This is a genomic window from Streptomyces sp. NPDC006602 (assembly GCF_042870385.1).
Taxonomy (GTDB): Bacteria; Actinomycetota; Actinomycetes; order Streptomycetales; family Streptomycetaceae; genus Streptomyces.
Genome location: NZ_JBIAHG010000005.1, coordinates 360,252 through 384,019, shown reverse-complemented (window position 1 = coordinate 384,019; position 23,768 = coordinate 360,252). Strand labels below are relative to the sequence as shown.

At 70.9% G+C, this 23,768-nt stretch carries 22 protein-coding genes and 1 tRNA gene; 13 read left to right on the top strand and 10 right to left on the bottom strand.

What is annotated here, in order from left to right; genetic code table 11:
* Window positions 1-11: 11 nt before the first annotated feature.
* Window positions 12-677, bottom strand: a complete 666-nt coding sequence (locus tag ACFYO2_RS16840; protein ID WP_388349233.1) for a bifunctional DNA primase/polymerase — start codon at window positions 675-677, stop codon at window positions 12-14.
* Between the two features lie 492 nt (window positions 678-1,169).
* Between ACFYO2_RS16840 and ACFYO2_RS16835 the strand changes: the two genes are divergently transcribed.
* The 4 genes from ACFYO2_RS16835 (at window position 1,170) to ACFYO2_RS16820 (ending at window position 6,992) form a co-directional block, all read left to right on the top strand.
* The gene (locus tag ACFYO2_RS16835; RefSeq protein WP_388349616.1) at window positions 1,170-2,693 is read left to right on the top strand and encodes a PP2C family protein-serine/threonine phosphatase; all 1,524 of its coding nucleotides are present in this window, start codon (window positions 1,170-1,172) and stop codon (window positions 2,691-2,693) included.
* A gap of 93 nt (window positions 2,694-2,786) precedes the next feature.
* Window positions 2,787-4,274, top strand: coding sequence for an aminopeptidase P family protein (locus ACFYO2_RS16830; RefSeq protein ID WP_388349231.1), 1,488 nt, complete (start codon window positions 2,787-2,789; stop codon window positions 4,272-4,274).
* A gap of 20 nt (window positions 4,275-4,294) precedes the next feature.
* Window positions 4,295-5,680 carry a PLP-dependent aminotransferase family protein gene (locus ACFYO2_RS16825; protein WP_388349229.1) on the top strand — a complete coding sequence of 462 codons (1,386 nt, stop codon included), beginning with the start codon at window positions 4,295-4,297 and terminating at the stop codon, window positions 5,678-5,680.
* Window positions 5,681-5,768: 88 nt separating this feature from the next.
* Window positions 5,769-6,992 carry an MFS transporter gene (locus ACFYO2_RS16820; protein ID WP_388349227.1) on the top strand — a complete coding sequence of 408 codons (1,224 nt, stop codon included), beginning with the start codon at window positions 5,769-5,771 and terminating at the stop codon, window positions 6,990-6,992.
* Here ACFYO2_RS16820 and ACFYO2_RS16815 read toward each other — a convergent pair.
* The 3 genes from ACFYO2_RS16815 to ACFYO2_RS16805 all read right to left on the bottom strand — a co-directional run bounded on the left by ACFYO2_RS16815 (window position 6,967) and on the right by ACFYO2_RS16805 (window position 9,312).
* Window positions 6,967-7,806: a triphosphoribosyl-dephospho-CoA synthase gene (locus tag ACFYO2_RS16815; protein WP_388349225.1), complete on the bottom strand. Its 840-nt coding sequence runs from the start codon at window positions 7,804-7,806 to the stop codon at window positions 6,967-6,969. The two genes, ACFYO2_RS16820 and ACFYO2_RS16815, sit on opposite strands and share 26 nt — an antisense overlap.
* 3 nt (window positions 7,807-7,809) lie before the next feature.
* Complete coding sequence (locus ACFYO2_RS16810) at window positions 7,810-8,754, bottom strand: intradiol ring-cleavage dioxygenase (RefSeq protein WP_388349223.1); 945 nt, start codon at window positions 8,752-8,754, stop codon at window positions 7,810-7,812.
* A gap of 102 nt (window positions 8,755-8,856) precedes the next feature.
* On the bottom strand, window positions 8,857-9,312 hold the full coding sequence (locus ACFYO2_RS16805) for an ATP-binding protein (protein ID WP_388349221.1): 456 nt from the start codon (window positions 9,310-9,312) through the stop codon (window positions 8,857-8,859).
* A 231-nt stretch (window positions 9,313-9,543) separates the two neighbouring features.
* Between ACFYO2_RS16805 and ACFYO2_RS16800 the strand changes: the two genes are divergently transcribed.
* From ACFYO2_RS16800 to ACFYO2_RS16760, 9 genes are all read left to right on the top strand, one after another.
* Window positions 9,544-10,380 carry a hypothetical protein gene (locus tag ACFYO2_RS16800; protein ID WP_388349220.1) on the top strand — a complete coding sequence of 279 codons (837 nt, stop codon included), beginning with the start codon at window positions 9,544-9,546 and terminating at the stop codon, window positions 10,378-10,380.
* Between the two features lie 183 nt (window positions 10,381-10,563).
* Entirely contained in the window at window positions 10,564-11,304 is a 741-nt protein-coding gene (locus tag ACFYO2_RS16795; protein WP_388349218.1) for a YcnI family protein, read from the top strand.
* Window positions 11,305-11,391: 87 nt separating this feature from the next.
* Entirely contained in the window at window positions 11,392-12,045 is a 654-nt protein-coding gene (locus ACFYO2_RS16790; protein ID WP_388349216.1) for an SCO family protein, read from the top strand.
* Window positions 12,042-12,509, top strand: a complete 468-nt coding sequence (locus tag ACFYO2_RS16785) for a copper chaperone PCu(A)C (protein ID WP_388349214.1) — start codon at window positions 12,042-12,044, stop codon at window positions 12,507-12,509. Before ACFYO2_RS16790 ends, ACFYO2_RS16785 begins: the two co-directional genes overlap by 4 nt.
* Before the next feature lie 13 nt (window positions 12,510-12,522).
* A complete protein-coding gene (locus ACFYO2_RS16780; protein ID WP_388349212.1) occupies window positions 12,523-14,505 on the top strand; it encodes a copper resistance CopC/CopD family protein in 1,983 nt (660 codons plus the stop codon).
* A gap of 8 nt (window positions 14,506-14,513) precedes the next feature.
* The gene (efeB, locus tag ACFYO2_RS16775) at window positions 14,514-15,800 is read left to right on the top strand and encodes an iron uptake transporter deferrochelatase/peroxidase subunit (RefSeq protein WP_388349210.1); all 1,287 of its coding nucleotides are present in this window, start codon (window positions 14,514-14,516) and stop codon (window positions 15,798-15,800) included.
* A gap of 72 nt (window positions 15,801-15,872) precedes the next feature.
* Window positions 15,873-16,805 (top strand): prephenate dehydratase, encoded by a 933-nt coding sequence (gene pheA / locus ACFYO2_RS16770; protein WP_388349208.1) that lies wholly within the window; start codon window positions 15,873-15,875, stop codon window positions 16,803-16,805.
* A 540-nt stretch (window positions 16,806-17,345) separates the two neighbouring features.
* Complete coding sequence (serS, locus tag ACFYO2_RS16765; protein WP_388349206.1) at window positions 17,346-18,623, top strand: serine--tRNA ligase; 1,278 nt, start codon at window positions 17,346-17,348, stop codon at window positions 18,621-18,623.
* Window positions 18,620-19,435 (top strand): HAD family hydrolase, encoded by an 816-nt coding sequence (locus ACFYO2_RS16760; protein ID WP_388349204.1) that lies wholly within the window; start codon window positions 18,620-18,622, stop codon window positions 19,433-19,435. Before serS ends, ACFYO2_RS16760 begins: the two co-directional genes overlap by 4 nt.
* A gap of 37 nt (window positions 19,436-19,472) precedes the next feature.
* On the opposite strand, the gene ACFYO2_RS16755 is transcribed toward ACFYO2_RS16760, so the two are convergent.
* From ACFYO2_RS16755 to ACFYO2_RS16730, 6 genes are all read right to left on the bottom strand, one after another.
* Window positions 19,473-19,557 (bottom strand) — tRNA-Ser (locus tag ACFYO2_RS16755).
* Window positions 19,558-19,826: 269 nt separating this feature from the next.
* Entirely contained in the window at window positions 19,827-20,066 is a 240-nt protein-coding gene (locus ACFYO2_RS16750; RefSeq protein ID WP_388349202.1) for a hypothetical protein, read from the bottom strand.
* A 79-nt stretch (window positions 20,067-20,145) separates the two neighbouring features.
* Window positions 20,146-20,865, bottom strand: a complete 720-nt coding sequence (locus ACFYO2_RS16745; protein WP_388349200.1) for an ABC transporter permease subunit — start codon at window positions 20,863-20,865, stop codon at window positions 20,146-20,148.
* A gap of 11 nt (window positions 20,866-20,876) precedes the next feature.
* On the bottom strand, window positions 20,877-21,788 hold the full coding sequence (locus tag ACFYO2_RS16740) for an ABC transporter ATP-binding protein (protein ID WP_388349199.1): 912 nt from the start codon (window positions 21,786-21,788) through the stop codon (window positions 20,877-20,879).
* On the bottom strand, window positions 21,785-22,702 hold the full coding sequence (locus tag ACFYO2_RS16735; RefSeq protein ID WP_388349197.1) for an ABC transporter permease: 918 nt from the start codon (window positions 22,700-22,702) through the stop codon (window positions 21,785-21,787). The genes ACFYO2_RS16740 and ACFYO2_RS16735 overlap by 4 nt, the downstream gene beginning before the upstream one ends.
* A complete protein-coding gene (locus ACFYO2_RS16730; protein ID WP_388349615.1) occupies window positions 22,692-23,657 on the bottom strand; it encodes an ABC transporter ATP-binding protein in 966 nt (321 codons plus the stop codon). The genes ACFYO2_RS16735 and ACFYO2_RS16730 overlap by 11 nt, the downstream gene beginning before the upstream one ends.
* Window positions 23,658-23,768 lie beyond the last annotated feature (111 nt).

The window sequence follows — 23,768 nt, the reverse complement described above, 5'->3', positions numbered from 1 at the left end:
GCCCGACACCCCTACAACTCGGGTGCGCTCACACCCGTACGAGTGAGGGCCTCGACCACCGCGTCCACCACGGCCTCCACGTCGGGCACCCACGGGGAGGCCGAGCCGGGCAGCGGTGCGCGCTCCCAGCGGATCTCGCCGTGGCCGGTCTCGGAGGGGGGCAAGGCCAGATAGCCGCCCTCGCCGTGGAAGCGGAGGGAGCCGGGGACGAAGTCCTGGGCGTACAGCAGTTCGCCCAGCTGCTCCATGGAGTACGGCTTCACGAGCAGCGCCCACCGGGTGGGCGAGGCGACGACCGGGCCCAGACGCATGCCCTTGCGGTCGAGCACGGCGAGGGCGCGGGCGGCCGCGAGGGCCGGCAAGCTGACCGCGCAGGGCGCGTTGCCGCCGGTGGCCAGGACGATCGGCGCGGCGGGGCGGTTGCTCCACCACCAGCGCACCATGCGCTCGTCGGTGGTGGCCGCGAGCAGGCCGGGGTCGAAGGGGTGGGCACCGGGCACCGTGCACTCGGGGTCTGGGCAGCCGCAGCGGGCACGCCCCCGCGGGTCCGCCGCCACGCCCGGGAGTACGGGCCACTGCCATTCCGTCGCGAAGGTCAGGGCCGCGCTGATCAACTCAGGCCTTCCGTCGCTGCGCTGGGACAGGAGCCTGCGTCGCTTTCCGAGGATCTCGCGCATGAGCGCTCGTTCCTTTCCGTTGCACCGCTGGCAACACCGAGGACCACATCACACCATGTGTCGATCACTTCACTGTGCGTACCTGTTGGCGCATCACACCCCTGTCCGAGACAAGGGGAACCCCTATGGGCCGAACGTCGAGCTGCGTCCGCGGGCCTCGCCCACACTGCCGTCCATCAAAAGCATGGGCCTGGCGTGGGGGTGGCGAAGTATGGCGTTTGCCGTCCCGCGTAATTCTCTTCGCCTCCGCCACGGGAGGATGGGGCTCGGTCGTCGGTGGCTAAGACGCCCGGGTCCGTCGCCAGGTTCCGGGTGATTCCCAACCACCCCTGGCCTTCTCCGAGTACGTACCCATCACGACCGCTGTGACGCTCTGTGGAACAAGGCCAGTCGACCGCAATAAGCCGTTACCCGAGTCAGTTTTAGGCCAACTTTGCCTTTTGGCAAGTGGTGCACTGATGGCCCATGGACACCAGGAATCCCGGCAGGACAATGCTGGACATCCCCTCACGAGTGCGTGTACATGTGGAGACACTGCTAGCGGCGCAGAATGACATGGGGGTTTGCGATGCTTTTGAGCAATACGCACCGGTCGGAAAGCCGGACGCCATGAACGCCCCTCATCCTCCGAAAGTGGCTGGAATCGATTCAACGGTTCCCTCGCCCGCACACACTGTCGCGCCCGCGCCTGCAGCCTCGGGTACCTCTGCGGTTCTCTCACCAAACGCGCCGGGCGCGCTGCTCCAGGACCGTCTCGCCGGCTGGGTCTCGGACCTCACGACCCTCCACGAACTCACCGAACGCCTGGCCCGCACGGACGCACTCGCCGACGCCCTGCAGGAACTGCTGCGCGCCGGAGCCGCCCTGGTGGGCGCCCGCCGCGGACTCGTCGTACTGGAACCCGGCGACGGACTCGGCCCCGACTCCACCATCGGCCTCGGTCTCGCCCGCGCCGACCTCGGCCACATCGAGACCGTGCCGCGCAGCTCCCTGTCGTACGGCCGCATCCTCGACGGACTCCCCGGCGGCGACGGCGAGATCACCCAGCCCGACCTCTTCGCCGAGGACGGGCTCGACCCCCGGCACCGCGAGGTAGCCGCCCGCCTCGGCTACGCCGCGAGCTACGCGCTGCCCCTGACCGCGGACGCGGCCACCGAGGGCGCCGCCCGCCTCGGCGCCGCCGTGTGGCTCTACGACGAAGCCGCCGAACCCTCCGAGCGGCAGCGCCACCTGATCGGCCTGTACGCCCGGTACGCCGGCGAGCACCTGGCCCGACTCCTCGAACTCGAGCGCACGCGCGCGTGCATGGCGACGATCGCCGAGGAGCTGCTGCCGGCCCGGCTGCCCCGCGTCGCCGGAGTACGGCTCGCCGCCCGGCACCGCACCGGCCCGCGCGGCGGCGGCGACTGGTACGACGCGCTGCCGCTGCCGGACGCCGCGCTCGGCCTCGCAGTGGGCTCGGTGACGGGTGCCGGGCCCAGCGCGATCGCCGCGATGGGCCGCCTCAGGGCCTCCCTGCGGGCCTACGCCGTGATGGAGGGCGAGGACCCGGTCGCCGTCCTGTCCGACCTGGAGCTGCTGCTCAGACTCACCGAGCCGGCCCGCTCGGCCACCGCGCTGTTCGCCTACTGCGAGCCCGCGCTGCGCAAGATCACGCTGGCCGGTGCCGGGCACTGCCCGCCGCTGCTGGTCGGCGAGCGGCGCACCGAGTTCGTGGAGACCTCCGTGTCCGCGCCGCTCGGGATGCTCGCCTGCTGGGAGGCGCCGAGCGTGGAGCTCCAGGCAGAGGCGGGCGAGACGGTTCTGCTCTACACCGACGGGCTGCTGCACCGCACCGGCGACCCCACGGACCGCTCCTTCGCCCGGCTGCACGCGGCGGCGGCCGGCGTGCCCAGGGCGCTGCGGCGCGACCCGGAGGCGATCGCCGATCACGTCCTGCGGACCGTGCTGCCGGACGGGCTGGACGAGGCGGACTCCGAGGAGGACGTCGTACTGCTCGCCGCTCACTTCGAGTAGCCACCGGAGAGGCTGTCGGTAACAGGTCTTCCGGCCCTGGGCCCCCTTCCGTACGACCGTACGATGGTGGGGTCCAGTGCCGTGTCTAGGAGGATGACCGTGGCCGACGAGCTCACCACCCCGGCAGCGTCCGATTCTGCTGCTGACGCAGCGGGCCCGGAAGAGCCGGAAGAGCCCATCAAGCAGCGCAAGAACGGCCTGTACCCGGGCGTGTCCGACGAGCTTGCCGAGAACATGAAGTCCGGCTGGGCCGACACCGAGCTGCGCGACCTGGAGCCGATCGCGCAGGCCGCCGAGACCGCCGCCCGCCGCGCCGCCCTCTCGGCGCGCTTCCCCGGCGACCGTCTGGTCATCCCCGCGGGCAACCTCAAGACCCGCTCGAACGACACCGAGTACGCCTTCCGGGCATCCGTCGAGTACGCGTACCTCACCGGAAACCAGACCGAGGACGGCGTGCTCGTCCTGGAGCCCAGCGCCGACGGCCACAAGGCGACGATCTACCTCCTGCCGCGCTCCGACCGCGAGAACGGCGAGTTCTGGCTCTCCGGCCAGGGCGAGCTGTGGGTCGGCCGTCGGCACTCCCTCACCGAGGCCGAGAAGCTGTACGGCATCCCCGCCTCCGACGTGCGCGAGCTGGCGGACAAGCTGCGCGAGGCGACCGGTCCGGTGCGGGTCGTGCGCGGGTACGACGCCGGCATCGAGGCCGCGCTGACCGACAAGGTCACCGCCGAGCGCGACGACGAGCTGCGTGTCTTCCTCTCCGAGGCACGGCTGGTCAAGGACGAGTTCGAGATCGGCGAGCTGCAGAAGGCGGTCGACTCGACGGTCCGCGGCTTCGAGGACGTGGTGAAGGTCCTCGACAAGGCCGAGGCCACCTCCGAGCGGTACATCGAGGGCACGTTCTTCCTCCGCGCGCGCGTGGAGGGCAACGACGTCGGCTACGGCACCATCGCCGCGGCCGGTCCGCACGCCTGCACGCTGCACTGGGTGCGCAACGACGGGCCCGTGCGCTCCGGTGACCTGCTGCTGCTCGACGCGGGCGTCGAGACGCACACGTACTACACCGCCGACGTCACGCGCACACTCCCGGTCAACGGCCGGTTCAGCGAGATCCAGAAGAAGATCTACGACGCCGTGTACGACGCCCAGGAGGCCGGTATCGCGGCCGTGCGGCCGGGCGGGAAGTACCGGGACTTCCACGACGCGGCGCAGCGGGTGCTGACCGAGCGGCTGGTGGAGTGGGGGCTCGTCGAGGGGCCGGTCGAGCGGGTGCTGGAGCTGGGACTGCAGCGCCGGTGGACGCTGCACGGCACGGGGCACATGCTCGGCATGGACGTCCATGACTGCGCCGCCGCGCGCGTGGAGTCGTATGTCGACGGCACGCTGGAGCCTGGGATGGTGCTCACCGTCGAGCCGGGGCTGTACTTCCAGGCCGATGACCTGACGGTGCCCAAGGAGTACCGGGGGATCGGTGTGCGGATCGAGGACGACATCCTGGTGACGGAGGACGGCAACCGGAACCTTTCGGAGGGGCTGCCACGGCAGTCCGACGAGGTGGAGTCCTGGATGGCCAAGGGCTGAGATTCGTCCGCGGGTAGTTCGTGGCCGGTCGCGCAGTTCCCCGCACCCCTGGCGGCATCGGTGTGGACCTGCATCTGGAAGCCGACGTAGCTGAAGGGCGTCGCGCCGGGCTGGAGCGTGCCCTGCGCGATGCCGTGCGGGACGGGCGGCTGGCGCCCGGGGCGCGGTTGCCGGCCACCCGGCGGCTCGCGGGTGAGCTGGGGGTGTCCCGGGGCACCGTGAAGGCGGCGTACGACCAGCTCGTCGCCGAGGGGTACCTGACCGCTCGGCAGGGGTCGGGTACCCGGGTGGCCCCGCTGCCCCCCGTCGACGCCGAACCGCCTCAGGCCGCCGTACGCGCGCGTGTGCCGCGTTTCGATCTGCGGCCCGGGAGTCCGGACGTGGGGACGTTTCCGGCGGCGACCTGGCTGCGGGCGCTGCGGCGCGCCATCGCGACGGCGCCCTCGCGGGCGTACGACTACGGCGACCCACGCGGGCGGATCGAGCTGCGGACGGCGCTGTCGGGCTACCTGGGGCGGGCGCGCGGGGTGATCGCGCCCCCGGAGCGGATCGTGGTCACCTCCGGTTATGTGCAGGGGCTTTCGCTGCTCACACGGGTGCTGGAGGGCGACACGGTCGCCATGGAGGATCCCGGGCTGCCCTTCCACCGGGAGGTGGTGCGGCGGGGCGGCGGGCGGGTGGTGCCGGTACGGGTGGACGAACGGGGCGTCCTCGTAGAGGACTTGGGAGACGCCTCGGCCGTCGTCGTCACGCCCGCGCATCAGTATCCGACCGGCGTGACCCTGCATCCGGAGCGGCGGCGGGCGCTGACCGACTGGGCACGCGCGCGTGGAGGACTGATCGTCGAGGACGACTACGACGGGGAGTTCCGCTACGACCGACAGCCCGTCGGCGCGCTCCAGGGCATGGCGCCGGGGCACGTGGCATACCTGGGCACCGCCTCCAAGACGCTCGGGCCGGCGTTGCGGCTCGGGTGGATGGTGCTGCCGCCGGACCTGGTCGACGCGGTCGCCGACGCCAAGCTGCACAGCGACCATCACACCGAGTCCATCGGGCAGTTGGCGCTGGCGGAGCTGATCGAGAGCCACGCGTACGACCGTCATGTGCGCGCGTGCCGGTTGCGGTACCGGCGGCGCCGGGACCAGCTCCTGGACCGCCTGGGGACGCGTCGGCGGGTACGCGGGATCGCGGCCGGGCTGCACGCGCTGGTGGAGGTCGACGACGAGGCCCGGGCGCTGGCGCGCGCGCAGGCGGAAGGGCTCCTGGTGGGGCACCTCGGGGAGCACTGGCACACGCCGGGCGTCGAAGGACGGCCGCAGGGGCTGGTCGTGGGATACGGGACGCCTCGGGAGCGGGTGTACCCGGAGGCGCTGGACGTGTTGAGGAAGGTGCTGAAGGGAGGCTGAAGCAGTCGCGCGCCGTTTGAATTGGGCCAAGGAGAAGCCTGTCCATTGGTCCTGTCCAGGGGTCCACCGCGCTTCTAGCGTCGTTCCCATGAGGAACTCACTCGTCCCGCCCGCGGGTCCCCAACGCGTCCTGGCCCTGGCCCAGTTGACCAACTCCGTCGGTGACGGCGCCTACTACGTGACGTCGGCGCTCTACTTCACCCACGTCGTCGGGCTCGCCCCCGCGCGCGTGGGGCTCGGGCTGACCGTGGCCTGGGCGGTCGGCTCCCTTGTGGGGGTGCCGCTCGGGCGGCTCGCGGACCGGCGTGGGGCGCGCGGTACGGCGGTGCTGCTGGCACTGGCGACCGGGCTGGCGGTGGCGTCCTTCCTGGTCGTCCGGGACTTCGTGCCCTTCCTCCTGGCGGCCTGCGGCTACGCCTCCGCCCAGTCGGGGCTCGCCGCGGCCCGGCAGGCGCTGCTGGCGGGGCTGGTGTCGGCCGGGGAGCGGACCGGGCTGCTCGCGCATCTCCAGTCGACGCTCAACGCCGGTCTGGCGGTGGGCGCGGGGCTGGGCGGGCTCGCGCTGCACGTCGGGACGCGGGCGGCATATCTCGGGGTGTTCGCGCTGGACGCGGTGAGTTTCGTGGCGTGCGCGGGGCTGTTGGTGCGCTTGCCCGCGGTGGCGCCCGCGGTGCGCGAGGGCCGTCGTGATCTCGGCGTACTGCGCGACCGCCCCTACACCCTGCTCACGCTCCTCAACACCGTGCTCCTGCTGCGCATGCCTTTGCTCAGCCTCGGGCTGCCGCTGTGGATCGCGGAGCGCACCCAGGCGCCCACCTGGCTGGTCTCCGCGCTGTTCGTGCTCAACACCGGGGCGGTGATGGTGTTCCAGGTGCGGATGGCGCGCGGAGTCACGGGGATCGCGTCGGCCACGCGCGCGGTGCGGCGCTCGGGGTGGGTGATGCTGGCGGCGTGCGTGGTGTTCGCGCTGTCGGCGGGCGCGTCGCCGTGGGTGGCCGTCGGTGCGCTGGTCGTCGGCGCGGTGCTGCAGGTCGTCGCCGAGATGGGGCAGTCGGCCGGTTCCTGGCAGGTGTCCTTCGACCTGGCCCCGGCCGACCGTGTCGGCGAGTACCAGGGCTTCTTCGGCACCGGCGTGACCGTGGCCCGCACCCTGGGCCCGCTGGTGCTGACCTCGCTGCTGCTCGGGTGGGGGACGGATGGGTGGCTGCTGCTGGGAGGGGCGACGCTCGTGGCGTCGTACGCGATGGGCCCGGCGATCCGCCGGGCCCCTGCCTCGCGGCCGGACGTCAGGCTGCCCGTGCCGGTGAACTGACCCGCACCGGAAGCGAGTCCAGGAACAGCGCCCCCGCCAGCAGTCCCGCACTCCCCCTCGGGCTCCACGCGCGCGCGTGCAGGTCGGCGTCGAGGGCGTGCAGGGCTTCGCGGCCCGCGTCCGTCGCCGTACCGCCCGCTTCCAGGACCCTGCGGGCGCCCGCCTGGACGTGCCGCAGGCCGACCGGGCCCGCGGTGTGCAGGAGTTCGGTGTCCTGCAGGGTGGACATCACGGTGAGCAGGGCGTCGAGGCGGGCCTCGCTCTCGCCGACGCCGGCCGAGCGGGCGGCGGCGAGGGCGTCCAACGCCCGCCGTACGTGCGGGAATCCGGCCCGGGCCTCGCCGCGCGCCCCGGCGGCGCCGTACTTCGCCGAGATCGACGAACCGCGCGAGGGCCGTCGCGGGGTCCGCCGGTCGGGGTGCGCGGCGATCCGCTTGGCAGTCGCCGCCACGTCCTTCGCCCCGGCACGGGGTTCGAGGGCGGCAGCGGCGACCAGCAGGCCGAGCGCCCACAGGGCGCCGCGGTGGCCGCCGCCGGCGAGGCCCACCGAGTGCTCGGTGCAGCGGCCTATCGCGCCCAGTTCGGTACGGAGTTGGGCCGTGGGCTCGCCGGTGCGGCGGGCCGCGGCGGCCATCGCCGCGAGGCCGGGCGCGAGCGCCTTGGCGGACCAGCGCAGGGCGCGGTGGTCCACCCGGGTCGTACGGGCGCCCAGGTCACGCGGATCGGGCAGGCCGGGCTTGGGGGCGAGCGCCAGTTGCCCGGTCAGCGCGTCCACTGCGGCCTGGGCCAGCGCGTCGTCCTCGCGGCTGCTCATGCGCTACGAGGACGCCGTGGCCGACGGGGAGGCACTGCCGCTCGGCGGGGTGCCCGTCGGGGCGTCGCTCGGTGCGTCGCTCGGGGGCGTACCGCCACCACCGCTGCCCGCGCCGGTGTTCTCGGCGTCGGGGTCCACGCCGAGGGTCAGGGAGCCCTTGTAGCCCTTGGACGGGTCGCTCTTGTGCACGGCCTTGAGGGTGAGCAGGCCGCTGGAGGCGCCGCCACCGTCGTAGACCATGTCGTCGGCGAGCTCGGTGTAGGTGCCGGAGTGCTTCGAGTACGGCTCCAGGGTGAAGATCTCCTCGGCGATCTCGTCGGCGAAGAACAGCTGGCCGGTGTAGTTGACCTTGCCACCCTCGTAGGTGCCGTCCTCCTTCTCGCCGCCCGTGTGCACCTTGAGGTGGATGTGGCAGGTGCGTGGGGTGTACCAGCCCGGGAAGATCGTCTCGAACTTGACGACCCCGTTGGCGTTGGCGATCTGGTAGCCGCGCAGATAGGTGTTGTCGTCGGCGGTCGAGCCGTCCTCGCTCTCGGCGGGCGCGGAGCCGCCGGGGTTGGCGGTGGTGTAGCCGGAGTAGTAGCCCCAGGCGTCGCAGTGCCAGATCTCGACGGCCGCGCCGGGCACCGGGGTGCAGCCGTCGGTGGCGTCCACGACAGTGAGGCGCAGGGTCAGCGGAACGCCACTCTTGCCCTCGGTGATGTCCTTGCGCACCAGGGCGCCGTCGAGGTAATACGGCCCCTCGGTGACGCTGGACATCAGGGTCATGCACTCGCCGCCGGCGGAAGTCGCCGAGGCGGTGGTGGTGGCCTCCGCGGTGGTCGTCGCGTCGTTGGCGAAGGCCGACTGGTACCCGGCCACGGCGAGGCCGCCGGCCGCGACCGTGCCGCCGGTCACCGCGAGGGCACGGCGCCTGGTGATCGAGGTGTCTCTGTGGTTTCCCGTCATGCCCATGAAGGTAGGAACGGCAACCGTCAAGAAACTGAGCCGACGCTGTGCGCAAGTTAAGAGTGCGTACTGCGCATCTCAGGTATGTCCGGTCGGCCGGCGCTACACCGCCATCAGCGGCGCGTCCTTCTTCCACTTGAGGATCTTGTCGAAGCTCACCACCGCGCCCCGCCGGCCGGGCTTGTTGCCGATGTGGACGTGGTCGGCGAGTTCCTCGATGAGCCAGAGTCCGCGGCCGTTCTCGTCCTCCACGGACACCGGACGGGCCGGCGGCCGGTGCCGTACGGCCGAGAAGCCGGGACCCGAGTCGGCGACCTCGATACGACACTTCTCGCCGTCGAGGTACGCGGTGACGCGGAACGCCTGCGAGGACCCCTCGTGCCCGCCGTCCTCGCCGTGCTCCACGGCGTTCGCGCAGGCCTCGCTGAGGGCCAGGGAGAGGTCGTAGGAGATGTCGGGATCGACACCCGCCGTCTCCATGGTGCCGAGCAGCAGCCGCCGGGCGAGCGGAACGCTCGCAGCCTCGCGGCGCAGATGGAGTGACCACCAGATGCTCATGCTCCAGCCTCCAGGCCGCGGCTCGACATACCGTTACGTATTGCCGCGAGTGCACCCGTGTAAGCACACAGTTGACGTGATGCCGCCCATATGGGGGCTGCGCCGGGAGCGGTCACGGGTGTATGTAGGGCCTCTTGTGGCAGAAGGTGACCTTCCGGTCGTACACCGCGTACGTCATCTTGTGGACCTGCCGTATGGCGGTCATCAGGCCAGTGCGATGATGAGCCCGCCATGACTGCCCCCCACTGGTGTACGGCGCGCTCCGGAGGCGACCTCCGGGTGCTGCGGGCCGCGGTGTTCGCCGCGGTCTGCGTCGTGCTGGCCGCGGCTGGTCACTCCCTCGCCTCCTGCGCCACGGTTCCGCTGTGGACGCTCGGCGCGGGCTTCCTGGGGGCCGTCCTGGTCGTGGCACCGCTCGCCGGACGCACGCGCTCGCTGCCGGGCACAGCCGCGCTGCTCGCGCTCGGACAGACCGTGCTGCACGTGATGTTCGGGCTGGGGCAGCACGGCAGGACGGCCTCTATGGCATCGTCCGCTGTCCCCTCCGTCTCCGACGCCTCGTTGGTCGCGCAGGCCGCACGGATCGTCTGCGGGACCACCGCGGCGGCGATCAGCCCCGCGCAGGCCCGGCGGATCCTCGTGGACGCGCGGATCTATCAGGGCACGGGTGCGGACATGAGCTCCACGCACCACCCGGCGGACGCCCTGTCCACCACCGCGGGTTCCTCCATGTCGCTGCTGCCGTCCCTGCCGATGCTGCTCGGCCACGTCCTCGTGGGCCTCGCCGCGGGATGGCTGCTGCGCCGGGGGGACCTGGCGCTGCTGCGGCTCATCGAGCTGTCCACGCTGTCGGCTCACTCGGTCGCCGAAGGGGCGCTCGTCCGTTCCTTGCGCGGGGCGCTCGCGCTGGTGCGTGCCCTGCGCGCCGGGCTGCCGGGCGCGCCCGAGGCTGGTCCGCGCATCCCGCGCACCGCCGCACTGTTCGCGCCGCCCGCGCCCCGTACCGCCGCACTCCAGCACACGGTGATCAGACGGGGACCGCCCGCCGCGCTCTCCCTCGCCGCCTGACGCGACGCGACCAGTGCTCCACCTCCCCTTGAGGACCTGTGGAGAGGGCCGCCGTCGCGCGGCACGCGCGTGTGCCCGTGCTTCCACGTGACCGCCCATGGACGGGTGATTGCTGGCGCACGCGCACGCGGACCCTCTTCATCACCGGAACCCCGGACAACCTCTCGGAGTGGAGTGCTTCCCATGAAGGCCTCTCGTCTCGCCGCCGCCGGTGCCGTCGCCGCCTCGGCCGTCGTCGTCCTGTCCTCTCCCGCCTTCGCGCATGTCGGCGTGCAACCCGAGGGCACCGCCGCCAAGGGCGGTTACGCGGTCGTCGACTTCAAGGTCCCCAACGAACGCGACGACGCATCGACCACCAAGCTCGAGGTCAACTTCCCCACCGACCACCCGATCGCCTCCGTGATGCCGGAGCCGATGGCCGGCTGGGACATCAAGGTCACCACGTCCGATCTCGACAAGCCCGTCGAACTGCACGGCAAGCAGATCAGCGAGGCCGTCACCAAAGTCACGTGGACCGCCACCGGGGACGGCATCAAGGCCGGCTTCTTCCAGAAGTTCCCCGTCTCTGTCGGCGCGCTGCCCGAGGACGCCGACGAACTGGTCTTCAAGGCGATCCAGACATACTCCGACAAGGAGGTCGTCCGCTGGATCGAGGAGCAGCAGGAGGGCGCTGAGGAGCCCGAGAACCCGGCGCCCGTGCTGACGCTGTCCGCCGCCGCCGAGGACGGGCACGCGCACGACACCGCGGCCACCGCCGGAGCCACCGAAGAAGCCTCCGACGCCGAGGCCGCTGCCGCCGAGACCGCCGCCCCCGCCGACAGCAGCGACACCACCGCCCGCGTCCTGGGCGTGGTCGGCATCGTCGTCGGCGTGCTGGGCGTGGCGTACGGCGTGCTCGCCGGGCGTCGGCGTACCGACGCCTGAGGTCCACCGTCCGGCCCGGTACCGGGGTCGCACGGAGCTGTGCGACCCCGGTGCCGACCGACACCATCACATCTGGGACATTTTTCTATGCGCAAGAAGACGTTCGCCGCGGCCGCGCTGCTCGCCGCCGCCACCCTGACCCTCTCCGCGTGCGGCAGCAGTGACGACAACGGGGCGCCGGTCACCGTGGTCTCCGAGGAGGCCGGCTCGGACAAGGCCGCCACCGTCCTCGACCAGCCGTTCGAGAAGCCGGACCTGGTCCTCACCGACACCCGGGGCAAGTCGTACGACCTCCGCAAGGAGACCGCGGGCAAGCCGACGCTCATCTACTTCGGCTACACCCACTGCCCCGACATCTGCCCGCTGACGATGAACAACATCGCCGTCGCCAAGAAGTCGCTGCCCAAGTCCGAACAGGACGAGCTGCGCGTGGTGTTCGTCACCACCGACCCGGACCGGGACACCCCGGCCGAACTCGGCAAGTGGCTCAAGGGCATCGACACCCAGTTCGTCGGCCTCACCGGCGACTTCCCCACCATCCAGGCCGGCGCCCGCACCCTCGGCATCTCCATCGAGCCGACGCACAAGGACAAGAACGGCAAGGTCGTCTCCGTGCACGGCACCCAGGTCGTCGCGTTCTCCCCGAAGACCGACGCCGGATACGTCCTCTACGGGGAGGACGCCACGGTCGACGACTACACCAAGGACCTCCCCAAGCTCGTGAAGGGCGCGAAGCCGTGAGGGCTCTTGCCACAGCCCTCGCCGTGCCCGCCGCGGTGCTGACCGGAGCGCTGGTCCTGGCCGGCTGCAGCTCTGACTCCGGCTCGGACGGCGGGGGCGGGATCTCCGTCTCCGGCGCCTACATGCCGCAGCCGGTGTCCGACGACATGGCGGCCGGCTTCCTGACGATCGTCAACGACGGCGGTACGAAGGCCGAGCTGACCTCGGTCACCAGCGACGTCGGTGAGGTCACCATGCACGAGACGGCCGACGGCACGATGGAGGAGGTCCAGAACCTCGCCGTCCCCGCTCATGGTCAACTCGTGTTCAAAAGCGGTGGCACCCACCTGATGTTCGACAAGCTGACGCACAAGCCCGAACAGGGCCAGACGGTCTCCGTCGAACTGCACTTCGCCAAGGCGGACCCGGTCGTCGTCAAGATGCCGGTGAAGTCGGCGACGTACATCCCTGAGACCGGACACTGACGGAGGGATCACCTTGACGCCGACCATCGCCCCCCGCGTCCGGACCCTGGTGCTGCTGCTCCTGGCCGCGGCCGGCCTGCTCCTCGCCGGGGCCGCGCCGGCCTCCGCGCACGCCGCGCTGACCGGCAGCGACCCCCAGCAAGGGGTGGTGGTCGACAAGGCACCCGCCCAGGTCTCGCTGACCTTCTCCGAGCAGGTCTCGATGTCCGCCGACTCGCTGCGCGTGCTCGACCCCAAGGGCACCCCCGTCCAGAGCGGCAAGCCCTCCAACGTGAGCGGCACGACGTACGCCGTCCAGCTGCACAGCGGCCTGCCCGACGGCACCTACACCGTCACTTACCAGGTCGTGTCCGCGGACAGCCATCCCGTCGCCGGCGCCTTCACCTTCTCCGTCGGCGCGCCCTCGCCCACCTCCGTCTCGGTGTCCGACGACACCGCGGGCGGCGGGGTCGTCGGCTGGCTGTACGGGTTCGGGCGGTACATGTCGTACGCCGGGTTCGTCGTCCTGATCGGCGGGGCCGCCTTCGTCCTCACCTGCTGGCAGCGCGGGGCGGGCGTCCGCGTCATGCAGCGCCTCGTCGTCGGCGGCTGGCTCACACTCACCTCCGCCACCCTCCTGCTGCTGCTCCTGCGCGGCTCCTACACGGGCTCCGGCAAGGTCGGCGACATCTTCGACCTCGACCTGCTCGGCCAGGTGCTCCAGACCAAGACGGGCGCGGCGCTGGTGTCGCGGTTGCTGCTGCTCGCCGCGGCCGCGCTGTTCATCGCCGTGCTGTTCGGGGCGTACGCCCGCCCGTCTCCCACCACCACCCCGGACGACGGCGCTTCGCGCCGACCGGCTGACTCGAGCGAGGACCAGGAGAAGCGGGATCTGACCTTCGGGCTCGCCATCGGCGGAACCGTGGTCGCCGCCGGGCTCGCCGCGAGCTGGGCGATGTCCGAGCACGCCTCGGTCGGGCTCCAGACGGGCATCGCGATGCCGGTCGACGTCGTCCACCTGCTGGCCGTCGCGGCCTGGCTCGGCGGCCTCACCGCCCTGCTCGTGGCCCTGTACCGGGCGCCCGCGGACACGCCCGTCGGCACGGCCGCCGTACGCCGCTTCTCGACCGTCGCCTTCGGCAGCGTCGTCGCGCTGGTGCTGACCGGCACCTACCAGTCGTGGCGCCAGCTCGGCTCCTGGTCGGCGTTCGCCGACACGCGGTACGGGCAGCTGCTGCTCGTCAAGATCGGGCTCGTGGCGCTGCTCGTCGGCATCGCGTACATCTCGCGGCGGTGGACCGCGCAGCTGGCGGACACAGTGGTGAAGCGGAGCAAGCAAGCGACTCGGAAGGAGCGGGTCACCGCCGGCGCCGGGGACGCCAAGGGTGGTGCCGGGGAGTCCAAGGGCGCCGGCAATTCCAAGCGGGCCGCGCAACTCGCCCGGCAGCGGGCCGCGATGGACGCGGCGCGGGAGAAAAGGGAGCGGGACGCCGACCCGAACCGGTTCGGGCTACGCCGCTCGGTGCTCGCCGAGGCCTCGGTCGCCGTCGTACTGCTCGCCGTCACCACCGTGCTGACGCAGACCGAACCTGGTCGCACGGAGCAGGACGCCAAGGCGGCCACCTCGTCCTCTTCGTCCTCTTCATCCTCTTCGTCCTCCTCGACCGCGTCCTCTGGGGCGGTCACCCTGGACATGTCGTTCGACACCGGCGGCAAGGACGGCAACGGCGTCGTACGCATCGATCTCGACCCCGCGCGCGTGGGCGCCAACGAAATGCACGTCTATGTGGAGCGTCCCAACGGGCGTGCCTTCGACATCCCCGAGGTGAAGCTCGCCTTCACCCTGGAGTCCAAGGACATCGGGCCACTGCCCGTCGTCCCCGACCACATCACCACCGGGCACTGGGCGGCGAGCGGAGTGCAGATCCCGATGGCGGGCGACTGGAAGATCGCGGTGACCGTGCGGACCTCCGACATCGACCAGACGACCGTCTCCAAGAACGCGCAGATCGGCTGAACCACACCATGCCTGACCAGTCCATCCCCGAGGCCCGAACTCCCGCTCCTGAAGAGAGTGCTTCCGAACCGGCCCCCTCCTTGGAGGGCCTTTCGCGGCGGAAGCTGCTGAGCACCGCCGGAGCCACCGGGCTCGTCCTCGGTGCGGCCGGCGGGGGCGTGGGGTACGCCGCCCGCCCGGCCGAGGCCACCCCGCTCACCTCCGTGGGCGCCGACCGGGTGATGTTTCACGGGAAACATCAGCCCGGCATCACCCAGGGCCTCCAGGCCCGCGGCCATCTCGTCGCCTTCGACCTGGCGGCGGGGGCGGGCCGCAAGGAGGCTGCCGCGCTGCTGCGCCGCTGGTCTCAGACGGCACGGCGGCTGATGGCGGGCGAGGCGGCGACACAGGACGACACGGATGTCGCGCGGGATGCCGGGCCGTCCTCGCTGACGGTCACCTTCGGCTTCGGCCACGGCTTCTTCGCCCGCACCGGGCTGGAGAAGCAGCGCCCGGCCGCGCTGGACCCGCTGCCCGACTTCTCCTCCGACCACCTCGACAAGAAGCGCAGCGACGGCGACCTGTGGGTGCAGATCGGCGCCAACGACGCGCTGGTCGCCTTCCACGCCCTGCGCGCGATTCAGAAGGACGCGGGCAGCGCGGCCCGCATCCGCTGGCAGATGAACGGTTTCAACCGCTCGCCGGGCACCACCGCCCAGCCCATGACGGCCCGCAACCTGATGGGCCAGATCGACGGCACCCGCAATCCGAAGCCGAGCGAGTCGGACTTCGACCAGCGGATCTTCGTGCCGTCCACCGGGCAGCCCTCCTGGATGGCCGACGGCTCCTATGCCGTCGTACGCCGTATTCGCATGCTCCTCGACGACTGGGAGAAGCTCTCGGTCGCGGCCCAGGAGGACGTCATCGGACGCCGCAAGTCCGACGGAGCGGCGCTGTCCGGGGGCACCGAGACGACCGACATGGATCTGGAGAAGACCGACGCCAAAGGCAATCTCGTCGTCCCGATCAACGCCCACGCCCGCATCACCCGGCCCGACCAGAACGGGGGCGCGGCGATGCTGCGGCGCCCGTTCTCGTACCACGACGGCTTCGACGGCGACGGGATCCCCGACGCCGGCCTCCTCTTCGTCTGCTGGCAGGCCGACCCCCTGCGCGGCTTCGTCCCCGTCCAGCGCAAGCTCGACCGGGGTGACGCCCTGTCCCAGTTCATCCGCCACGAGGCGAGCGGCCTGTTCGCGGTGCCGGGCGGAGCGGCGGAGGGGGAGTACGTGGGGCAGCGGTTGCTGGAGGGCTGACCCCGTCGCTCTGTGGGGTGGCTGTCCTCAGACGCACGCGCTGTGTTTCGCGAGGGCCATTAGGGTGAGGTCATGCCAGCCAGCTATGCGTATCTCGGCCCTGAGGGCACCTTCACCGAAGTCGCCCTGCGCACGCTTCCCGAGGCGGCCACCCGGGAGCTGATCCCGTACGTGTCCGTACAGTCCGCGCTCGACGCGGTGCGCGGCGGAGAGGCCGAGGCCGCGTTCGTCCCGATCGAGAACTCCGTCGAGGGCGGGATCACGACGACGCTCGACGAGCTGGTCGCGGGCGCGCCGCTGATGATCTACCGCGAGGTGCTGCTGTCGATCACCTTCGCACTGCTGGTCCGGCCGGGCACCAAGCTGTCGGACATCAAGACGGTCTCCGCACATCCGGCAGCCCAGCCGCAGGTGCGCAACTGGCTCAGGAAGAACCTCCCGGACGCCCACTGGGAGTCGGCCGCGTCGAACGCGGACGCCGCCCGCCTGGTCCAGGAGGGCCAGTACGACGCCGCCTTCGCGGGCGAGTTCGCGGCCGCCCGGTACGGCCTGGAGGCCCTGGAGACGGAGATCCACGACGCGGAGAACGCCCAGACGCGGTTCGTGCTGGTCGGCCGGCCCGCCCGGCCCGCCGCGCCGACCGGCGCGGACAAGACATCCGTCGTGCTGTGGCAGCGCGACGATCATCCGGGTGGGCTGCGCGACCTCCTGGGTGAGTTCGCCACCCGGGGCATCAACCTGATGCTGCTGCAGTCCCGGCCCACCGGTGAGGGCATCGGCAACTACTGCTTCTGCATCGACGCCGAGGGCCACATCTCCGACCGCCGGGTCGCCGAGGCGCTGACGGGGCTCAAGCGGATCTGCCTCCAGGTGCGCTTCCTCGGCTCGTATCCGCGCGCGGACGCGGACGTCGCGGACGTACGCCCCCTGTTCCCGGGGACCTCGGACGACGAGTTCGTGTCGGCGGCGGAGTGGGTGGCGCGATGCCAGGACGGACGTTTCTAGGACGTTTCCAACCGCTCCTACCTGCATACTTTTGTTATCCACAGGAGTTATCCACAGGCGGGCTTCTCGACCTGGGGACAAGTCGACAACGAAGCGCCACTCAGTCGACAAATCGCCCTACAGCCCTCAAGTTCGTCCACAGTCCCGTAGGTCACTCTTCGTCCACCCGTTTCCCTCCCGCCATCCTTCGGGACGCCCCATTTCCACCCGAAAGTGGGTGTGACGCTGGTTCGGGGCGGAAATTCTTCGCCTCGCGCACCGGGCGCGGATTGATCACCTCCGGTGTCCACAGATCTTTCGCACAGCCTGTGGATAACTTTTCGGCGCTGTGGATTTCTGTGGACGAAGGGCACCCCAAGTCCCGCTCCCCACAGGGGGATCGAGTCAACCAGGCGCCCGTCGCCTGCCCCGTCCCAGGGAGTGAGACGCTTTTCATTGACACGATCGACAATTGCGGCGCAACGGAACGTAAGCCATGATTCGGTGCAGCCCGGAATAGTGAGTCGTGTGCCGTCACCCCGCACCGGTAGCCTTGGTCGCGTGATTGACCTTCGCCTGCTCCGTGAGGACCCCGACCGTGTGCGTGCGTCGCAGCGCGCCCGTGGAGAGGACGTCGCGCTCGTCGACGCTCTCCTGTCTGCCGACGAGCGGCGCAGGTCGTCCGGCGTCCGCTTCGACGAGCTGCGTGCCGAGCAGAAGGCACTCGGCAAGCTCATCCCCAAGGCCTCCGGAGACGAGAAGGCCGAGCTGCTGAAGAAGGCCGGCCAGCTCGCCGCCGACGTCAAGGCCGCCGACGCCGAGCGCGACGCGGCCGACACCGAGACCCAGGAGCTCGTCCTCCAGCTCAGCAACCTCGTGCACCCCGAGGTGCCCGTGGGCGGCGAGGAGGACTTCGTCACGCTGGAGACGCACGGCACCATCCGCGACTTCGGCGCCGAGGGCTTCGAACCCAAGGACCACCTGGAGCTCGGCACGACCCTCGGCGCGATCGACGTCGAGCGCGGCGCCAAGGTCTCCGGCTCGCGCTTCTACTTCCTGACCGGTGTGGGCGCCCTGCTGGAGCTCGCCCTGGTGAACGCGGCGATCGCGCAGGCCACGGCGGCCGGCTTCACCCCCATGCTGACGCCCGCGCTGGTCCGCCCGCAGTCGATGGCCGGCACCGGCTTCCTCGGCCAGGCGGCCCAGGATGTCTACCACCTCGACAAGGACGACCTCTACCTCGTCGGCACCTCCGAGGTCGCGCTCGCGGCGTACCACATGGATGAGATCATCGACGCCGACCGCCTCCCGCTGCGCTACGCGGGCTTCTCGCCCTGCTTCCGCCGCGAGGCCGGCTCGCACGGCAAGGACACCCGCGGCATCTTCCGCGTCCACCAGTTCGACAAGGTCGAGATGTTCTCGTACGTCGACCCGGCGGACTCGCAGGCCGAGCACCAGCGCCTGCTGGAATGGGAGAAGCAGTGGCTGACGTCGCTGGAACTGCCGTTCCGGGTCATCGACGTCGCGTCGGCCGACCTCGGCTCCTCGGCCGCCCGCAAGTTCGACTGCGAGGCATGGATCCCGACGCAGGGCAAGTACCGCGAGCTGACCTCGACCTCGGACTGCACCGAGTACCAGTCCCGCCGACTGTCGATCCGCTTCCGTGACGGCAAGCAGGTCAAGCCGCTGGCGACGCTGAACGGCACGCTGTGCGCCGTACCGCGCACGATCGTGGCGATCCTGGAGAACCACCAGCAGGCCGACGGCTCCGTCCGGGTCCCCGAGGTGCTCCGCCCCTACCTGGGCGGCCGGGAGATCCTGGAGCCGGTCGCCAAGTGAGCACATCCGCCGCACCGGGCTTCCCCTACCGCCTGATCGCGACCGACCTCGACGGGACGCTCCTGCGCTCCGACGAGTCGGTCTCGCGGCGCACCCGTGACGCGCTCGCCGCGGCCACCGCGGCGGGCGCCGCCCACATCGTCGTAACCGGCCGCGCGGCCCCGTGGACCCGCCACATCCTCGACGACCTCGGCTACAACGGCCTTGCCGTCTGCGCCCAGGGCGCCCAGGTGTACGACGCCGGTGAGCACCGCCTGCTGACCTCGGTGACGCTGGACCGGCAGCTGGCCGGGGTGGCACTCGCCAAGATCGAGGCGGAGGTCGGCCCCCTGTACCTCGCGGCGAGCCGGGACGGCCTGGAGGGCGAGGTGCTGGTCGGCCCTGGTTACGCGGTCACCGGCAAGCTCCCCGCGACGCCCTTCACGGACGCGTCCGACCTGTGGACCGCCCCACTGAACAAGATCTACATACAGCACCCGACACTCACGGACGACGAGTTGGCCGAGGCCTCCCGCCAGGCAGCGGGCGGCTTCGTCACCGTCGCGATGGCCGGCGAGGGCATCGTCGAGCTTCTCCCCCTCGGCCTCTCCAAGGCGACGGGACTGTCACTGGCGGCCCGCCGCCTGGGCATGAAGGCCGCCGACACGATCGCCTTCGGCGACATGCCCAACGACATCCCGATGTTCGCCTGGTCCTCGTACGGCGTGGCGATGGCCAACGCCCACGAGGAGCTGAAGACGGTGGCGGACGAGGTGACGTCCTCGAACGAGGAGGACGGGATCGCGGTGGTGCTGGAGCGGTTGCTGGGTTGAGCGTTGGTGTTCTCGCAGGCAGAACACCTCGGTCTTGCGGAGGATGCACGGATCGAACGTGCGCGGGGTTGCCCCCGACCACGGCTTAGCAAGCCGGTGCCTTACCACTCGGCCAATCCTCCGGGTGGGCGGCCTCACGCGAGCGCAGTGCGCCACGTGCTCGAAGCGGCCGCCCCGGGCAGCTCCCCGTGCGGGGCGGACTCGACGGAGGCGTAACTACTCCGGAGGCCGCCGCGGGCTGCCCTGTGGGGAGCTCGACGGACTGTCGTGCATGGACATCGTCGAACTCCTCCCCAGTGCGTGGCGCCGGTTCGGCCCGGCGTCCTTGACACAACCAATGTGCCGGTACGCCGAGTTCGGCGCCACTGATTAAAAGCGGCCGTATGTTCTCCTAGCGCCGCCGCCACCTGCGCCGACGCTTGCTGAAGAACCATCCCGCGGGCGGCTCGTCGGAACGCCATGGCTGCGGCTCGGGCTTCTCGGCGCGCCAGCGCGCGGCCAGCATCCTGGCTCGCGCCGACGGCTCGGAGGTGTCGGCGGACCGTATGAAGTCCTCGTCCAGGACGAGGTCGTCCCACACCTCGTCCCCGGACCGTCCGCGACCCTCGTACTGTGACGCCTCGTCCGCCATCCCCGCCCTCCCAGCCGTACGCCCGCTTTTGCCCAGTGTGCCCGGACCGAGGTGAAGCCCCCGTCAATAAGCGGGGCGTCTACTCCTCGCCGGCGAGCGTCAACGACCGCAGTTTCTGCCCCGCGTACCAGGTGGCGAGGACGGTGACCGCGACCAGCAACACGGTTGCCGTCGTCAGCCCGACGTCGGAGGTCACCAGGTCCCCGCCGGCGACCTTCTGGGCCACGGCCAGCGACCACTGCTGGACGCTGAGCGTGCGTGCCCCGGCCACCAGGGAGCCGAACAGGGCCTCCCAGACGAGCGCGTAGACGAGCCCGAACACCACCGCGTGCCGGGACACCGTGCCGAGCAGCAGGAAGAGGGCCGCGTACGCGATGGAGGCGACCAGGGCGGCCACCGTGTAGGCGACGGCGATCTGCTGGCCGTTGCCGTTGAGGATGTAGCCCGCGATCAGGGTGGGTACCGCGGAGAACACCATGGTCACGGCGATCGCGACGATCAGCTTGGTGAAGATGATCGTCGGCCGTTTGATCGGCTTGGACAGCAGGTAGACGACGGAGCCGTCGTCGATCTCCGGGCCGATCGCGCCCGTGCCCGCGATGACGCCGATGATCGGCACCATGGTGGCGAGCGCGAGCCCGCCCAGCAGGTCGGACGCTGTCTGGTCGTCGGCGCCGGCGAGGCCGCGCACCACGACGGAGATCGCGATCAGCAGCAGGGGCAGCGCGCCCAGGATGAGTGCGCGGCGCCGGCCGAGCAGGGCGCGGTAGGTGAGTCGGGCGACTGTGGGGTCGTACATCTTTCGGCCTCCTACGCCGCGACGAGATACGAGAAGACGGATTCGAGCGACTCGTCGGACGGCGAGACCGTGAGCAGCCGGATGCCGTGGTCCCTGGCCACCCTCGGCAACAGGGCCGTGAAGCGGCCGAAGTCGACGGCCTGGATGCGCAGCGCGCCCTCCGCCAGGTCGACCTCGATGCCGGACGTGGACGGGTCGGCGATCAGCGCGGCCGCGAGAGCGCGGTCGTCGCTGGAGCGCACCAGGTAGCGGTGCGGTCGGTCGGTCATCAGGCGGCGGATCTTGCGGAAGTCACCGCTGGCCGCGTGCCGGCCGGCGACGACCACCTCGATGTGCCGGGCGAGTTGTTCGACCTCTTCGAGGATGTGGGACGAGAACAGCACGGTGCGGCCCTCGTCGCCCATGCGCCGGAGCAGCTCCATGAGCTGCATGCGCTGGCGTGGGTCCATGCCGTTGAAGGGCTCGTCCAGCAGGAGCAGCGAGGGGTTGTGGACGAGCGCGCTGGCCATCTTCACGCGCTGCCGCATGCCCTTGGAGTAGGTCGAGATCTTGCGGTCCTGCGCGTACTCCATCTCGACCGTGGCGAGGGCCTTCTGGGCCGCTTTGGCGCCCAGACCGTGCAACTCGGCGTTGGCGACGACGAATTCGCGCCCGGTGAGGAAGTCGTACATCGCCTCGCGCTCGGGGACGATGCCGATGTGCTTGTAGATGTTCTCGTTGCGCCACACCTGCACGCCGTCGAGGGTGACGGTGCCGGTGGAGGGGGCGAGGAAGCCGCCCATCATGTTGATCAGGGTGGACTTTCCGGCGCCGTTGGGGCCGAGGAGGCCGGTGACGCCGGGGCCGATGGTCATGGTGATGTCGTTGACGGCGACCACGTTGCCGAACCAGCGCGAGACGTGGTCGATGTTGAGCGTGGTCACAGTCCGACCTTTCGGTAGCGGCGCATCATGAGGCCGTAGCAGGCGGCGATCAGGCCGAGGGTGACGAGGACGTAGACCACACCCTCCCCGTTCGTCGGGCCGGCCCCTCCGGGGAACGCCGAGCTCGCGCCGAGGAACGCGGACTGCACTCCGTCGATGAGCGTGATGGGGGAGAACAGGCCGATCCAGGCGATGGATCCGGTGCTGGTCTGCGCGTCGGCGATGGCCTGGAGCGTGGACACGGCGCCGTAGGAGATGGTCAGAACGGCGATCACGGCGGCGATGCCGAAGCCGCGGCGCGGGGTGACCGACGCGATGACCAGGCCGAGGCCGGCGAAGAGCAGCGAGAGCATTGCCACGGAGACGAGCCCCTGTGCGAATCCCTTGGTCTGGTCGGTGAAGTCGAGCTTGGCCAGCAGGGCGCCCACGTAGAGCACCAGCAGCGGGGCGGCGGTGAGGACGAACAGCGCCGAGGCCAGGGCCGCGAACTTCGCGCGTACGTAGTCGGCGGTCTCGATGGGCCGCGAGAAGTACAGCGGTACGGTCTTGAAGCGCAGGTCGCGGGAGACGGACTGGGGTGCCTGCGAGGCGACGTACAGGCTGATGACCGCCTGCATGACGATCGCGTAGCGCGTGTAGTCGAGCGGCAGGTCCTTCGCCTTGGTGGCGACCGCGACGGCGACCATGATGGCCGCGGGCACGCACATCACCACGAACAGCAGCATCGGCAGCACCTTGGACTTGACCGAGCGGCCGAGGCCGTAGGCGCCGCGCAGGGACTGCGAGTAGAGGGATCGGGTCGCGTACGAGCGGCCCAGGCGCGGGCCGTCGTAGGCGCGGTAGCCGATGTTGTGAATGCGGGTCTGGTCACCCGAGGGTGCCGCCGGTGTCCGCATGGGCTGCTCAACCGCCATGGCCGACCGCCTCCTTCCGCTGCTCGTCCTCGTTGGTGAAGACCTCGGAGATGTGGTGCCGGCGCTGTTCCATGCGCACCAGTCCGAGGCCGAGGTCGGCGACCACGTCGCGGACCAGGTCGTATGTCTCCTCACCCTGCGCGGTGAGCAGCAGCACGTGGCCGGCGCCCGGCAGGCCCGCGCCGCTGTCGAGGATGTCCATCCCGCGCGCGTGGAGCGCGTCGCGCACCGCTCGGGTGCCGTCCGGGTGCTCGTCGGTGTCGGTGACCTCGATCGCGAGGGTGGTCGTGATCTGGGTGAAGTCGGTGGTGGAGCTGGAGCGCAGGAGCTTGCCGCCGTCGACGACGACCACGTGGTCGCAGGTGCGCTCCAGCTCGCCCAGCAGATGGGAGGTGACCAGGACGGAGATGCCGAAGTCGGTGTGGATCCGGCGGATCAGGCCGAGCATCTCGTCGCGGCCGACCGGGTCGAGGCCGTTGGTCGGCTCGTCCAGGAGGACCAGCTGCGGGTCGTGGACGAGGGCTTGCGCGAGCTTCACGCGCTGCTTCATGCCGGTGGAGTAGCCGCCGATGGGGCGGTAGCGCTCCTCGTACAGGCCGACATGCCGCAGGGTGTCCGCGGTGCGCTCGCGTGCGGCGGTGGGCGGCAGGCCGGACATGCGCGCCATGTGCACGACGAACTCGGTGGCCGAGACGTCGGGCGGCAGGCAGTCGTGCTCCGGCATGTAGCCGACCCGCTCGCGGATGGTGGCGCCCTTGGTGGCGACATCGAGTCCGAGCACTTCGGCGCGGCCCTCGGTGGCGGGGGACAGACCCAGAAGGATCTTGATCAGTGTGGACTTGCCGGCTCCATTGGCTCCGACGAGTCCGGTCACACCGGGCCCGACGTCCACGGAGAGCCGGTCAAGCGCGGTTACCCGGGGGAACCGCTTGCTCAGGCTTTCGGTCGCGATCACAGTCACGTCTACGAAGGTAGTGACCTGGACCACGCCGGTCGTCAGTCCGCAGGGTCGTCTTGGCATCAGACTCCAGGCGTACGGGTCCCTAAGGGTCCCCCTCAGGTCGAA

Bases quoted from the DNA above. Each gene is read 5' to 3' on its own strand.
- ACFYO2_RS16840 (WP_388349233.1), bottom strand. From the start codon at position 677: ATGCGCGAGATCCTCGGAAAGCGACGCAGGCTCCTGTCCCAGCGCAGC.
- ACFYO2_RS16835 (WP_388349616.1), top strand. From the start codon at position 1,170: ATGCTGGACATCCCCTCACGAGTGCGTGTACATGTGGAGACACTGCTA.
- ACFYO2_RS16830 (WP_388349231.1), top strand. From the start codon at position 2,787: ATGACCGTGGCCGACGAGCTCACCACCCCGGCAGCGTCCGATTCTGCT.
- ACFYO2_RS16820 (WP_388349227.1), top strand. From the start codon at position 5,769: ATGAGGAACTCACTCGTCCCGCCCGCGGGTCCCCAACGCGTCCTGGCC.
- ACFYO2_RS16815 (WP_388349225.1), bottom strand. From the start codon at position 7,806: ATGAGCAGCCGCGAGGACGACGCGCTGGCCCAGGCCGCAGTGGACGCG.
- ACFYO2_RS16810 (WP_388349223.1), bottom strand. From the start codon at position 8,754: ATGACGGGAAACCACAGAGACACCTCGATCACCAGGCGCCGTGCCCTC.
- ACFYO2_RS16805 (WP_388349221.1), bottom strand. From the start codon at position 9,312: ATGAGCATCTGGTGGTCACTCCATCTGCGCCGCGAGGCTGCGAGCGTT.
- ACFYO2_RS16800 (WP_388349220.1), top strand. From the start codon at position 9,544: ATGACTGCCCCCCACTGGTGTACGGCGCGCTCCGGAGGCGACCTCCGG.
- ACFYO2_RS16795 (WP_388349218.1), top strand. From the start codon at position 10,564: ATGAAGGCCTCTCGTCTCGCCGCCGCCGGTGCCGTCGCCGCCTCGGCC.
- ACFYO2_RS16790 (WP_388349216.1), top strand. From the start codon at position 11,392: ATGCGCAAGAAGACGTTCGCCGCGGCCGCGCTGCTCGCCGCCGCCACC.
- efeB (WP_388349210.1), top strand. From the start codon at position 14,514: ATGCCTGACCAGTCCATCCCCGAGGCCCGAACTCCCGCTCCTGAAGAG.
- pheA (WP_388349208.1), top strand. From the start codon at position 15,873: ATGCCAGCCAGCTATGCGTATCTCGGCCCTGAGGGCACCTTCACCGAA.
- ACFYO2_RS16750 (WP_388349202.1), bottom strand. From the start codon at position 20,066: ATGGCGGACGAGGCGTCACAGTACGAGGGTCGCGGACGGTCCGGGGAC.
- ACFYO2_RS16745 (WP_388349200.1), bottom strand. From the start codon at position 20,865: ATGTACGACCCCACAGTCGCCCGACTCACCTACCGCGCCCTGCTCGGC.
- ACFYO2_RS16735 (WP_388349197.1), bottom strand. From the start codon at position 22,702: ATGGCGGTTGAGCAGCCCATGCGGACACCGGCGGCACCCTCGGGTGAC.